The organism is cyanobacterium endosymbiont of Braarudosphaera bigelowii (assembly GCF_020885515.1).
GTDB lineage: Bacteria > Cyanobacteriota > Cyanobacteriia > Cyanobacteriales > Microcystaceae > Atelocyanobacterium > Atelocyanobacterium thalassa_A.
This window is the reverse complement of sequence record NZ_AP024987.1, coordinates 1,405,703-1,419,938: the sequence shown is the minus strand read 5'-3', so window position 1 is coordinate 1,419,938 and position 14,236 is coordinate 1,405,703. Positions and strand designations below refer to the sequence as shown.

The window sequence follows — 14,236 nt, the reverse complement described above, 5'->3', positions numbered from 1 at the left end:
CTACCGAAAGCTTAGGATAAAAAGGCTTCTCCGAAAAAATACAAATAAACTTTGAGTCTATTTTAAAGAAGCAGTAAATATATACTATACTCCATCAAGAATGAGTGCGATCACTATATAAATATGTCCACCAACTAGATCTGCTAAAGAGTTAGTATCAACAAAGTGAATTTGATAACTAAAAATGGTTATTGGATTAAGTCTAGGGGAGTTAACATTTCTTATATCTCCAATTATGGAATCATAAACTCCATGTAAGGAGAACCAGAAAACGAACAAAAAAACTTCTCACCTTGATATAAGTAAATGATGACTAAGAGTAAATACTAATTTAGAATGAAAAGAACTCCTGCATCTAAAACAGCTGAGAGAATTAAATACATAACACCAATAATAAAATATTGATAAGCATAACTAAATTGATCACCTTTACTAACAACTATTCTTAAACTAGCTAAATGAGGAATCAAAATCAAGTTTTGTTCTCCCATAAAAATATTAGTAGAATAATGCGCTACTTCAAATAAACAAAATACTCCTGCTTAAAACATAATTAATACTGCGCAAACCACGTGTGCAGTAAGCTACTTATCAGATAAATTAGCTAAACGCGCATTTCCAGACCACCAAACTATAATTAGTTTAGATTGCTACAATGCTACATTAATTAATGTTTTAATATCTGTCAATAATAAATTTAATTTCTTAGTACTTGAATAAGATAATAAATGAGCCTTTCCTTATCTATTATCTTATTTAAGGTCTTATTGCATCATTATCTTTTGAATTAGAAACTTTTACTCTGATATTATTAAAGTACAGTAAGGTAATAATATCCTTATACTCTTCAGCAATCTTCAAAATAATTAAGATCAATTATCTTGATAGATATTTAGTTATATTTTAATTAATAGTTACTATATTTTCTATATATAACTTTTATAATAATAGAATCTAGGTTAGAGTTTATAAGTGTTAACAAATATTTTAAATATTTTATTCAAAGACTAAATGATGAACTCTGTTTCAACATTCGGTATAGTGAAACTATCTACTTAGACTTAGATATTAATAAAAAATCAATTCTTACACCTTCTAAATCATGGATAGAAAATGGAAAATCGGCTCCTTATTAGGCATTCCTTTCTATATCAACTCTTCTTGGTTTTTAATTCTAGGATTAATTACTTTATCTAATGTACAAGAGATTAATATTCAGGGACTGGCTGGTAATTCATGGTGGCTGGAATGGTTATCAGGGTTATTTCTCTCCTTATTTTTATTTATTTCAGTTTTATCTCATGAGTTAGGTCATAGCCTAGTCGCCTATACTCAAGGAATTAATGTTAAATCTATTACATTATTTTTATTTGGTGGAGTTGCAATTATAGAAAAAGAATCAGAAAAACCTACTGAAGCGTTTTTGATAGCTATCGCCGGACCTTTAGTTAGTTTAGCTTTGTCAATTATTTTATTTACGATTAACCATATTATTTTTCCAAATCAAGAAGCTAGTCTCTTACATCCTTTGTTGTCTTATATGTTAGAAGATATAGCAAGAATGAATTTTGTACTAGGAGTTTTTAACTTAATTCCAGGACTACCCTTAGATGGAGGGCAAATTGTTAAAGCCATAGTATGGAAGTTAAAAGATGATTATTTTATTGGAGTCCGTTATGCATCTATAAGCGGCAGGATAATAGGATGGCTAGGTATTATCCTAGGCTTGTTTATAATTTCATTGACAGGATCTTTAGGTGGTTTCTGGATAGTAATTGTTGGATGGTTTGTTTTACGTAATGCAAATAATTATGGCCGTGTTTCTCAGTTACAAAAAAGTTTTTTAGAAATTACAGCTGCAGATGTTATGACTAACAATTTCCGTATTGTTAATGCTAATCTCACTTTATATGAATTTATTCATATGTACGATGGTCAAAAGACTCATGGAACAGCATATTTTGCTGCTTCAGAGGGACGTTATCGAGGATTACTTTCAAATAAGGATTTAAAAAAAATTGAGTATAATAATAGTTTAGATTGCTTGTTAAGAGACATAGCACATCCTTTGGATACTATATCTTCAGTAGAAGAAAAAACTCTGCTGATTAAAGTTATTGACAAGTTGGAAGAAAGTGAAGAGTATTATATTACCGTTCTTTCTCCAGCTGGTGCTGTTGTAGGAATAATTGATCGAGGAGATATTGTTAAAAAAATTGCTTCATATAATAATTTACCAATCTCTGACGATGAAATTAAGTATATTAAAGAAAATGGTGAATATCCGAGTTACTTAGAATTATCTGCAATTTCAAAAACAATACAATATGATCCTGAAAAGAAATGAGGTATTGTTTTAATCTTAAAATAGCTAAATAACATATTAATGAAACTTATTTTGCTCTTGCCAATAAACATCACTACTCTTTTAAAAAAGTTCGTCTACCAGTATGGATTATGAATAACTATCACTAAAAAATTTCTAATTATGAATTTGCATAATAGATATTTTAATCTTGTAAACTACATTTATTAAATTTAGCTTATGTCTGTTTCTACAAATCTTGATAAGAATAAAACAAATAATCAAGCTCGTCAACTATTGGGAATGAAAGGAGGAATTTACGAAAAAAAATCAATCTGGAAACTGAGATTACAACTGACAAAACCTATTACCTGGGTACCTCTAATCTGGGGAGTAATATGTGGAGCTGCATCTTCAGGAAACTATTTCTGGACAATAGAAGATTTTGCAAAAGTTTTAGCTTGTATGGTGTTATCAGGTCCTTTAATGACAGGATACACACAAACCCTCAATGATTTTTATGACCGTGAAATTGATGCTATTAATGAGCCTTACCGTCCTATTCCTTCAGGAGCGATCTCGGTATCTCAGGTAATAGTACAGATTTTAGTTCTATTAACCTTAGGGATAGTATTAAGTTATGGGCTAGATGTTTGGAGCAGTCATGAATTTCCAACAATGTTATGTCTGACTTTAGGGGGGGCATTTATATCTTATATATATTCAGCTCCACCATTAAAGTTAAAAAGGAACGGTTGGTTAGGTAATTATGCATTAGGAGCTAGTTATATAGCCTTACCTTGGTGGGCAGGTCATGCTTTGTTTGGGGAACTAAATTATACAATTGTTATTCTAACTTTATTTTATAGTTTTTCAGGCTTAGGGATTGCTATTATTAACGACTTCAAAAGCATTGAAGGAGACTCTAAGTTGGGGTTAAGCTCCATGCCTGTTATGTTTGGAGTAACGATAGCATCATGGATCTGTGTCATGATGATTGACATATTTCAGATAGGAATTGGTAGTTACTTAATTTACATTCATGAAAACTTATACGCAACAATTTTATTATTATTAGTTATTCCACAGATAACATTACAAGATATGTATTTTTTACGAGATCCATTAAAAAATGATGTGAAATACCAAGCTATGGCTCAACCATTTTTAGTACTGGGAATGCTAGTAGTTGGCTTAGCGCTAGGTAGGCAAGTGGTATGACTATAAATTAAATCTGCTTAAACAGATCTTAAAAATCTACTTTGCAAATTTAAGCTACAAAGATAATTTTTCATCTTTGTAGCTTGGTTTAAGTAATTCTTTTGTTTTTACTATTATTTTTTTTATAGTTAAATTTTAACAATAGCAGAATATACACTAACGTCGAATACCAAGACGTTTAATTAAGTCCTGATAACGGTTTAAGGATTTATCTTTGATATATGCCAGTAGACGTCTACGACGACCAATCATCTTTAATAGTCCTCTACGAGATGCATGATCTTTTGGATTTTTCTTTAAATGACCGGTTAACTGTACAATTCGTTCTGTAAGTATAGCAATTTGCAAATCAGCTGATCCTGTATCTGTATCATGAATTTGATATTCACTCATCAGGGTTTGCTTTTGAATAGGGGTCAAACTCATAAAAAATTGTTTGATAAATACTGCAGTCTCCTATAATACCACTTATTTTTTAATATAACTACTCTGTATGATTTTAGAAATTAAACCACTTTTCTAAATAAATTATGCTTGGATATTATTCTTTGCTCTCATATTGACAAAGTTTATAAGCAATAACTATATAAATGGGTTATCTTTACAAAAAATATTAAATAAAATAAATACTAATATAGTGATTATTCTATTTAATATTTATCATTAAATATGCTTAATAAGTTACTATACTAATACCGATTCAATCTTTGTACTATGTCTAATTGGCCTAATAATCAACCCGATTCTGAAGATAAAAAGATATCTCAAGAATATTACATATCTTGGGCACAAAAAGCTTACAAACATATTCAAGAAGAAAAGGCAATAGAACAATCAGATACTTCACAAGTAAATACTATAGAAACTATTGATTCTTTATCCATTAATACTTCTACTTCAGATAAATCTCTAAAAAAAAACATTCCTACATGGATGCAAAAATCCAATCGTTTGGATGCTCTTAAAGAAAATGCCACTGAATCTAAAGCTTATAATAATGAAACCTCTGTAGACTTGAATAAAGAGTTTGTTTGGTCTGCCAAAATCTTAGCTAATCAGGGTAGAGATCCAGAAGATGTAACAAAGGATGAAATTCAATGGCTAACACGTCTTCATCAGGGTTTAGGAAAAACTCGTCGTGGATTACTAAATAAATTAAAATTTGTTTTAGGCCAAGGCCCCCTAAACGATGATGTCGTTGCAGAAATAGAAGCTATATTACTACAAGCAGATATAGGAATTAATGCAACAGATTATATAATTACAAGTTTGCAAGATAAATTATTAGAAGAATCTCTACCTTCAGAACAGGCAATTGAATATCTCAAAAATATTTTATGTGATATTCTAAATTCTCCTTTAAAAAAAGTACAAAATTCAGAAATTTTAGTTAAAAAAGAAGTTTTAAATATTTGGCTATTAACAGGAGTCAACGGTGCTGGCAAAACGACAACAATTGGAAAGCTTGCATATCTAGCTCAGCAACTTGGACATAGTTGCATTATTGCAGCAGCTGATACTTTTAGAGCTGCTGCTGTTGAACAAGTAAGATTATGGGGTGAGAAGACTAATACTCCTGTTATTGCTAATCCAGGCAAAAATACTGATCCAGCTGCTGTTGTTTATGATGGATTGATAGCGGCGCAGGCTCGTGGTGTTGATTTACTATTAATAGATACTGCAGGAAGGTTACAAAATAAGACAAATTTGATGGAGGAGTTAGCTAAAATTAGACGTGTTATTGACAAGAAAGCAGAAAATGCCCATGTTGAATCGTTGTTAGTTATTGATGCAACTTTAGGCCAAAATGGATTACGTCAAACAGAACTTTTCTTAGAAGCTGCTCATTTAAGCGGAGTAATTTTGACAAAACTTGATGGAACTTCAAAAGGTGGAATTGCGATAGCCATAGCACAGCAGTTCGGTTTACCAATTCGTTTTATTGGGGTAGGCGAAGACATTCAAGATTTAAAACCTTTTTCTAGCTATGAATTCGTGGAAGCTCTATTAAATGAATAGCACATGATATTATTATTAGTTAGAATGCCATGTAGTTGACCCATCTGACATGTCTAATAAAACAATATTGTGTTTTTTTAAGTGATCTCTAATAAGATCACTTTCTGCGTATCTTTTAGCATTTTTAGCTATTTTACGTTTCTCGATTAATTCGTTAATCTCTTCATCAGTTAGCTTTCTGGATAAACTTGTATCTGCAATATTTTGATCAGTCTCTAATCTTAAAATTCCTGCCAAATGCTTCAATGTATACCACTGTTCTTCCAAAAGCTTGGGCGATGATGTGGTGTTTCCTGTATGAATCAATAAATTACTTTCTTTACGTAAACTTTTAGCAATTTCAAATAAAACTACTAATCCGCCAGCAAAATTAAAATCATCATCTACTGCTTTTTGAAATCTTTGGGTCAAATCAGGTAAGAGTTCTACGGAAGAATTATTTTTAAATCCTAATTTTTCGCCATATTGATGTCCAAACAAGAGACCATCTGATAAAGTTTGCCAGCTACTGGTTGCTGCGACTAATGACTTATTACTGAAGTCTAACGGCTTACGATAATGTGTTTGTAAAACAAATAACCTTATTGCCATAGGTTCAAATCTATCAAGCAACTCTCGTATTGTGATGAAGTTACCTAGAGACTTTGACATTTTTTCTCCATCTACCTTTACCATTCCATTATGTGACCAATAACGAGATAATTCTTTGCCTGTAACTGCTTCTGATTGAGCAATTTCATTTTCATGATGAGGGAAAACCAAATCACTACCTCCTACATGAAGATCAATAGTTTCTCCTAGTTCTTTCTTGATCATTGCAGAACATTCTATATGCCATCCAGGTCTACCTTTCCCCCATGGAGAATCCCAAGATGTTTCTGTAGATTTAGCTTTTTTCCATAGTGCAAAATCAGCAGAGTCTCTCTTCTTGCCACTTTGAACATCCTCTAGTGAAACTCTACCACTAGCACCTGTCTTTAAATCTTCTAGTTTGCGCCCCGATAACTTACCATATTCTTTAAAACTTTGAATATTAAAATAAACATCTCCTTCTGAAGTGTATGCATATCCATTTTTTTCTAGTTCTTTAATCAAATTTTGAATATCCTCAACTATATGAGTCACTCGAGGATAAGCATCAGCTTTCTCAACATGAAGACGTTCCATATCTTCAAAGTAAGCATTGATAAATGTATCTGATACTTTCTTCATTGTTGTTTTTTCTTTTGTTGCACGGTTTAGTATTTTATCATCTATATCTGTAAAGTTTTGGACATATTTAACTTCATAACCAATCCATTGTAAGTAGTTTCTTACTGTATCCCAAATAATACAGGTTCTAGCATGACCCAGATGACAATAATCATAGGTAGTGATGCCACAACAATACATTTTTACTTTTGCCTCTTCAATAGTCGTAAAAGGCTCTTTTGTTCGATTTAAAGTATTATGAATTACTAACATTGTTATAACTAAAAGAATAAAAAGAAAATTGAATTTAAACGAAAATAAAACTTTATTTCTATGAATTATGTTTTTTTAAAAAGCTTTCAACAATTCCTAGAATTTTACTACTTGACTGTCCATCTCCAAAAGGATTAACTATATTAGTCATTTTTGAATACAAAGGTTTATTTGTAAGTAGCTCATTAACTTTCATAAAGATTTTATAAGGATCAGTACCTACTAAAGTAGCAGTACCTGCTTCAACAGCTTCTGGTCGTTCTGTAGTTTCTCGTAGTACTAATAAAGGTTTACCAAGACTTGGTGCTTCTTCTTGTAAACCACCAGAATCTGTTAATATTAAATAACATTTTTGAATGGCACCTATTAACTCTGTGTAATCCAAAGGCTCAGTTAGAAAAACTCTAGGATGTTTGCCTAAGGTATCTTGAATAGGTTTCCTAATAGTCGGGTTACAATGCATGGGTATTAGCAAAGCAACATTAGGAAATTTTTCTAGAATAAGACAAAAGCTTTTCAAAATATTTTCTAATGGAGTACCCCAATTTTCTCTTCGATGTACGGTCGCTAAAAGAACATCATACTGATTCCAATCTAAACCATTAACATTACAGTCAGGAAATTGTCTAGAAACCTCTAATAAAGCATCGACAACAGTATTTCCAGTCAAGTATATTTTTCCCGTAACATTAGAATGCTTCAAATTTTCTAAAGCTAGGTAAGTTGGCGCGAAATGCAACTGAGCAAGCTGAGAAATTAAGCGACGATTTACCTCTTCTGGATAAGGACTGTAGATATTATCTGTTCGTAAGCCTGCTTCTACATGACCAATAGGTATTTTCTGATAAAAAGCTGCTAGGCTTGCTGCGAAGGAAGTGGTAGTATCTCCTTGGACGATAACACATTGAGGTTTAATTTTAATAAAAATCTCTTCTAGTCCTTTTAAGCTACGACAAGTAATATCAGTAAGACTTTGATCAGGCTGCATTATCTTTAAATCTTCATTAGCCTCAATATTAAATAACTTCATAACCTGTCTTACCATTTCTTGATGCTGTCCTGTTAAGATAACATAGGTATTAAGCATCTTGGAACTCTGAAATTTTTTTATTAAAGGAGCAAGCTTTATCGCTTCTGGACGAGTTCCTAAAGTAATACAAACTTTGTAGGGGAATGAAGTCATATATTAGGACAATGAAAACTTAGTTAATACTATAGTGTTACATAAAATTATGTCTATCAACTTTCTCATTACTAAATTTTAATAAACACTACTGAAGTAGTATGAAACTAGAAAAATATTTATTTTATCAATAAGATAAAATTTACAGAAAGACTATGTGAAGAGTATCAAAAGTAATATCAATTATTCTTAATAATAAAATAATTGATTAGTACATCAATACAATACTAGTTTTAAATCAGATATCCTATAATTACAAGATATTTAGTATCTATTACAAATGAGCTCAATTGATATTGATTTAGCTTTTACTCCTGCCTTAGAATTGGCTAAGCTAATTCTAGATCGTCAAATTACACCTTTAGATCTAACTCAATTATTTTTAGAACGAATTGAAAAATATAATTCAAAACTAGGAAGCTTTTTTTTCGTTGCAAAAAAAGCTGCTCTTAGAGATGCCGAAAAAAAGACGAAAAAATTAAACACCATATCTAATCTGAATTATCTTCCTCCTTTTTTTGGAGTTCCTATTGGTATAAAGGATCTTAACTCTGTAGTCAATATGCCTTTAACCTATGGTATATCTGCTCTTAAAAATAATGTTGCTAGTTATGATGATGAAGTGACCAAGCGTTTAAAAAATGCTGGATTTATAATTTTAGGGAAAACAGCGACTTCCCAGTTAGGATCGTTTCCATATACAGAGCCTCCAGGATTTTTACCTTCCCGAAATCCCTGGAATTTAGATTATACTTCAGGAGGATCGAGTGGTGGTTCAGCAGCAGCCGTTGCTTCAGGGATGTGTCCGATTGCTCAAGGTTCTGATGGGGGTGGATCAATTCGAGGGCCAGCAGGTTGTTGTGGATTGGTTGGAATAAAACCTTCCAGAGGAAGAGTGTCTAATGCTCCTATGGGAGATTACCAAAGTGGAATTTCTAGTAATGGTCCCATAGCACGTACAGTAAGTGATGCTGCAGCTTTGTTAGATATAATGGCAGGCTATACTAAAGGTGATCCATACTGGTTGCCCACATCTAAAACTTCTTTTCTAGAGGCTTCTAAACAAGTTTCTCAGCCTCTAACTATTGCTTTTTCTCACTATATTCCACCTTTTCTAGAAACTGAGTTGATTATCAAAAAAACAATTCAAAAAACTGCTTTACTTCTGGAATCTTTGGGACATCATTTAGAAGAGAAATGTCCTTCGGTAGAAGCTTTAATTGATCCATTTACAGTTATTTGGCAATCAGGAGTCGAAGCAGCTGGATTGCCATTGAGTATTCTAAGCCCATTAAATATTTGGCTACAACAACGTACTGTAACAGCAGGAGAGTATTTACAGGCAGTTCATAAAGTACAAATTTTTTCTCGTAAATTAGTAAGTTTTTTTGATACTTTCGATATTTTAGTCTTACCTGTCTATTTACATCAACCCATAAAAGTTGGAGAATGGTCTGACTTATCACCTGAAAAAACTTTAGATAAAATTATTAACTGGATATCTCCTTGCCCAGCATTTAATGCTAGTGGATTACCTGTCATAAGTTTACCTATGGGATACGATGATTTAGGATTACCAATAGGAATCCAACTAGTAGGAAAACCTGCTGATGAGCTGGCTTTAATTCGTGTAGCTGCTCAATTAGAGAAAATTAATAATTATCAAATGTTAATACCAAACTCAGTAAGTAACTAGATTTAGTCTGATTAGTAATATTTGTTAAATGCTAATCTAAAAAATGGTAGTAAATATTTATACTGTTTGGATATGATTGTTTCTTCTAAATTACGATTCAGAAAATCTGTTACAATTTCACAAAAATATGGTGATAATTTAACTTCTAAATTATTACCTTATGCTCTTTCGTATCCTGATTTATTATTATCATCAATATTTCTATTAGTACCTTTATCGATAGCAGGAGCAGTGCAACCTCTTCTTGTAGGACAAGCGATTTCTTTGTCACGTAAAGAAGCAACTTGGAACTTTATAGGAATGTTATCTTTTGAGCAAGGATTATATTTATTAATCATTTCGCTATTAATAACAATAATTATTCGTTTAATTTGTTCCTCTATTCAAGGATTTATTGTTCAGAAATTAGGACAAAGTATCACAGCTGATATTAGGAGAGACTTATACAGTCATATTATTTCCTTAGAAAGTAGTTTTTTTAACAAGACTCCAATAGGTAATTTAATTACTCGTTTAACTAGTGATGTAGAAGCTTTAGGAAATATCTTTGCTAGTGGTGGAATCGGGATTATTAGTGATTCAGTTTACATCTTAGCAATTATAGTTACTATGTTTACACTAGACACAAAAATGGCTTTGGTACTTTTGTTTATGATAGTTCCTGTAGCAGGATTGGTAGTTTATTTCCAAAAACAGTATCGTAAGGCAAATTATCAATCAAGAGAAAAATTATCTGAATTAAACTCTATGATACAAGAGAATATTTCAGGTATTAATGTAGTTCAAACTTTTCGGAGAGAGAACTTCAATAGCAAATTATTTAAAGACATAAATAAAAATTATCGTCAAGCAACTAGTAAGACAATTTTTCATGATTCAGCAGTCTCTGCAACTTTAGAGTGGATAAGTTTAGTCGCAATTGCAATGGTTCTTTTGCTAGGAGGTATTGGTATAATGAATACTAGTATTAATTTCGGAACCTTATCTGCATTTATTTTGTATGCTCAGAGATTATTTAATCCATTACGTCGATTTGCCGATAAATTTACCACATTTCAATCTGGGTTTACTGCTATTGAACGTATAACAGAACTAATGCAAGAACCTATAGAAACAAAAGAAAATAAAACAAATATAGATTTTTCAATTATTAGAAATAATAACAGAAAAATAGGCGAAATTATTTTTGACAATGTATGGTTTGGATATAAAAAAAATGATTTTATTCTTAAAAACTTAAACTTTAAAATTTCTCCAGGGGAAAAGATTGCTTTAGTGGGGCCGACAGGGTCTGGGAAAAGTTCAATAATAAGACTTTTATCACGTTTATATGAACCTACTCATGGAAAAATTTTAATTGATGGAATTGATAGTCAGTATATTTCCAAACAAGAACTTAGGAAATATATAGGAATAATTCTACAAGAAAATTTTCTATTTGCTGGTGATATTAAAAGAAATATAACTTTAGGAGAAAAATATTCTTTAGAAGAAGTAAAACAAGCAGCAAGGTTAACTAATACAGATCAATTAATTGAAAAATTTCCTGAAGGATATCATACACTACTAAAAGAAAGAGGTACTAATCTTTCCAAAGGAGAAAAGCAGTTATTAGCTTTTGCTAGAATTGCTATTCGCAATCCAAGTATTTTGGTATTAGATGAAGCCACGGCTAGTTTGGATGTAAAGACTGAAGCTTTAATACAACAAGCATTGAAACAACTGTTAATTAACAGAACAGGACTAATTATTGCTCATAGATTATCAACTATTAAAGATGTTGACAGAATATTGGTTTTAAAACAAGGTAAGATAATTCAATCAGGGAACCATCAAAATTTAATCAAACAAGAAGGTTTATATAAAAAATTATATCAATTACAAATGATGAAACACAAATAATAAATAGATATGATTATTCATATTTTAATCCATTGAGATATATGTAATTTAGCTTAAAACAATATTGGGTAGAATAAATTTTATAGTTAAAAACTATTACACATAAATAAAATAACGAAATTTCTATGACATGAATTAACCTAGTTTTTTTGCAAGGTTAAAGTTATTTTATCAGCGATACCTTCGATCCAGTTTTCATCTTGTTTAGTATAACTACGGGAAACGTTAGTACCAAGAATCATTACTCCATTTTTTCCTAATGGTTGGCAAATGACACCTTGTGTGTTTATTGGTAAATAATCGAATTCAATTCTTCCTGGATATAAATCAAGATTAACTAAATAAATTGCCTTTTGTTTTTCAAAAACTTTGTTTAATATCTTACCTGGGTTAACTTTATCATTTTCACCCAAAATTCCTCGGCGAAGTAAGATATCTTTTTTGTAATAAATAATCACAGATTTAGTAACAGTATTATTCAATATTAGGTGAGATGCCCAAGCTAAATCTAGCTTAGTTTCTTCATCTAAATAACTATTAAACTCAATTTTCTCTTCTCCGATAAGAGTAACAGCATTCGCTGATCTTGGTTGAATTTGCTGCCAAAGCAATCCAACAAGAACTAATACCCCGCTGAGAATAATTCCTACAACATCAGATCTTGCTTGGGAATCAGTTAAATGTGTTATTGTGAAGCGATTAATTACTAGTAATATGCTACCTAGGGCACCTGAAAATATAGGGATTAGTCGCAGACTTTGATTAAAGTTTGAGCTCATTTCAAAAAGTTATCTAGGAGTCGTTTTAAAGTTCTACAATGAGTTGTTTGTTGTAGAATCTATTTTATTATAGTTAAAATAACCATTTTAAAAAATTGGTTATTAATTTCTCTGTCTATATTTTTTGACGAAGAAAATTTTTTATGAGGAAGAAATTGCTATTAATTAGCATCATAGAAATTATAATTTAATTTCTATAAATTTGGTCTATTCATTTTTGAATTTTACAAGTATATATTTGTCAGATAAGATGTTATATTGACATTGTTTGAGATGGTTATAATAGTATGACAAAATAGTAGTATTAATAATATAACTGTAATATTTACAGGTCAAATATAGTTTTTTTGAGTATCTAACAAAAAATAAACGATTAACTCGAAATCCATTTTTCTTAATATAAATTGATAATATGTTGTAATTCTTGACATAAATAATATTTCTTAATGTACTTAATACTGTTACACTGTAATCTCAGCTTTTTATTCATATATTCTTGATAAGAATAATGGTAATTTTATTACCTTAAAAGTGTTAGGTCTATGGTTTTTTTGTAAAAAATATTTAAAATAACTTATGGTAAATACTCTTCAAAAGCCTGAACTCAAAGAACTACATCCAAACATTAAATCTCCAGATAAAGAGACTCTTTTAACTCCTCGTTTTTATACGACTGATTTTGAAGCGTTAGCAAAAATGGATATTTCAATTAATGAAGAAGAATTGAAAGCTATTCTCGAAGAGTTCCGTACAGATTACAATCGTTATCATTTTATTCGACGCGAAGAGTTTTCTCAAACATGGGATCATTTTGACGAAAATACTCGTAAGTTATTTGTTGAATTTTTAGAACGTTCATGTACAGCTGAGTTTTCAGGTTTTCTACTTTATAAAGAACTGGGAAGACGCCTAAAAGACAAAAATCCTATTCTTGCAGAATGTTTTCTATTGATGTCTCGAGATGAGGCACGCCATGCTGGATTTTTGAATAAAGCTTTGTCAGATTTTAATATGACTTTAGATTTAGGATTTTTAACTAAAAGTCGTAGTTATACCTTTTTTCAACCTAAGTTTATTTTTTATGCAACTTATTTATCAGAAAAAATTGGTTATTGGCGTTATATTACAATTTATCGACATCTAGAAAATAATCCTGAAAATAAGATATATCCTATTTTTAATTTCTTTGAAAACTGGTGCCAAGATGAGAACCGTCATGGAGATTTTTTTGATGCAATTATGAAGGCAAATCCTGAAATATTAAATAATTGGAAGGCTCGCCTGTGGTGTCGCTTTTTCTTATTATCAGTATTTGCAACGATGTATTTTAATGATGTCCAAAGAAGTGATTTTTACTCAGCTATTGGCCTCAATGCTAGAGACTATGATAAGTATGTTATCGAAAAAACTAATGAAATAGCTGGACGAGTTTTTCCAGTAATATTAAATCTTAAAGATCCTAGATTCTATCAAGGCTTAGAGATATGTGTGAGTAATAATGCTAAGTTAAGAGAAATAAATTTTTCTAAACAACCCTATATTATAAAATCTTTAAGAAAATTACCAGCACTTATATCTAATGTAACTCAACTTCTGAAGTTATATTTGATAAAGCCGATTAGCACCGAACATTTGCAAGGAACTATACAGTAAAGTCTTGTAATTAA

The 14,236-nt window shown here is 30.8% G+C and carries 12 protein-coding genes; 6 read left to right on the top strand and 6 right to left on the bottom strand.

The window, feature by feature from the left end:
• Positions 1–84: 84 nt before the first annotated feature.
• Together LPC16_RS05870 and LPC16_RS05865 are read right to left on the bottom strand one after the other, a co-directional pair.
• The gene (locus LPC16_RS05870; RefSeq protein ID WP_229637245.1) at positions 85–279 is read right to left on the bottom strand and encodes a hypothetical protein; all 195 of its coding nucleotides are present in this window, start codon (positions 277–279) and stop codon (positions 85–87) included.
• A 47-nt stretch (positions 280–326) separates the two neighbouring features.
• The gene (locus tag LPC16_RS05865) at positions 327–491 is read right to left on the bottom strand and encodes a hypothetical protein (protein WP_229637244.1); all 165 of its coding nucleotides are present in this window, start codon (positions 489–491) and stop codon (positions 327–329) included.
• 611 nt (positions 492–1,102) lie between these two features.
• Here LPC16_RS05865 and LPC16_RS05860 point away from each other — a divergent pair.
• Positions 1,103–2,347, top strand: coding sequence for a site-2 protease family protein (locus LPC16_RS05860; RefSeq protein WP_229637243.1), 1,245 nt, complete (start codon positions 1,103–1,105; stop codon positions 2,345–2,347).
• Positions 2,348–2,545: 198 nt separating this feature from the next.
• Complete coding sequence (gene chlG, locus LPC16_RS05855; protein WP_229637242.1) at positions 2,546–3,526, top strand: chlorophyll synthase ChlG; 981 nt, start codon at positions 2,546–2,548, stop codon at positions 3,524–3,526.
• A 156-nt stretch (positions 3,527–3,682) separates the two neighbouring features.
• On the opposite strand, the gene rpsO is transcribed toward chlG, so the two are convergent.
• A complete protein-coding gene (gene rpsO, locus LPC16_RS05850) occupies positions 3,683–3,952 on the bottom strand; it encodes a 30S ribosomal protein S15 (protein ID WP_040054338.1) in 270 nt (89 codons plus the stop codon).
• A 288-nt stretch (positions 3,953–4,240) separates the two neighbouring features.
• On the opposite strand from rpsO, the gene ftsY reads away from it, so the two are divergent.
• The gene (gene ftsY / locus LPC16_RS05845) at positions 4,241–5,545 is read left to right on the top strand and encodes a signal recognition particle-docking protein FtsY (protein WP_229637241.1); all 1,305 of its coding nucleotides are present in this window, start codon (positions 4,241–4,243) and stop codon (positions 5,543–5,545) included.
• Positions 5,546–5,560: 15 nt separating this feature from the next.
• Here ftsY and cysS read toward each other — a convergent pair whose 3' ends face one another.
• Together cysS and wecB are read right to left on the bottom strand one after the other, a co-directional pair.
• Positions 5,561–7,009, bottom strand: coding sequence for a cysteine--tRNA ligase (gene cysS, locus LPC16_RS05840; protein ID WP_229637240.1), 1,449 nt, complete (start codon positions 7,007–7,009; stop codon positions 5,561–5,563).
• 58 nt (positions 7,010–7,067) lie between these two features.
• The gene (gene wecB, locus LPC16_RS05835; RefSeq protein WP_229637239.1) at positions 7,068–8,192 is read right to left on the bottom strand and encodes a non-hydrolyzing UDP-N-acetylglucosamine 2-epimerase; all 1,125 of its coding nucleotides are present in this window, start codon (positions 8,190–8,192) and stop codon (positions 7,068–7,070) included.
• Positions 8,193–8,472: 280 nt separating this feature from the next.
• On the opposite strand from wecB, the gene LPC16_RS05830 reads away from it, so the two are divergent.
• A complete protein-coding gene (locus LPC16_RS05830; RefSeq protein ID WP_229637238.1) occupies positions 8,473–9,888 on the top strand; it encodes an amidase in 1,416 nt (471 codons plus the stop codon).
• Between the two features lie 72 nt (positions 9,889–9,960).
• Entirely contained in the window at positions 9,961–11,790 is a 1,830-nt protein-coding gene (locus LPC16_RS05825) for an ABC transporter ATP-binding protein (protein ID WP_229637237.1), read from the top strand.
• A 140-nt stretch (positions 11,791–11,930) separates the two neighbouring features.
• On the opposite strand, the gene LPC16_RS05820 is transcribed toward LPC16_RS05825, so the two are convergent.
• Entirely contained in the window at positions 11,931–12,569 is a 639-nt protein-coding gene (locus LPC16_RS05820; protein WP_229637236.1) for a cofactor assembly of complex C subunit B, read from the bottom strand.
• Between the two features lie 576 nt (positions 12,570–13,145).
• On the opposite strand from LPC16_RS05820, the gene acsF reads away from it, so the two are divergent.
• On the top strand, positions 13,146–14,222 hold the full coding sequence (gene acsF / locus LPC16_RS05815; protein WP_040054345.1) for a magnesium-protoporphyrin IX monomethyl ester (oxidative) cyclase: 1,077 nt from the start codon (positions 13,146–13,148) through the stop codon (positions 14,220–14,222).
• Positions 14,223–14,236 lie beyond the last annotated feature (14 nt).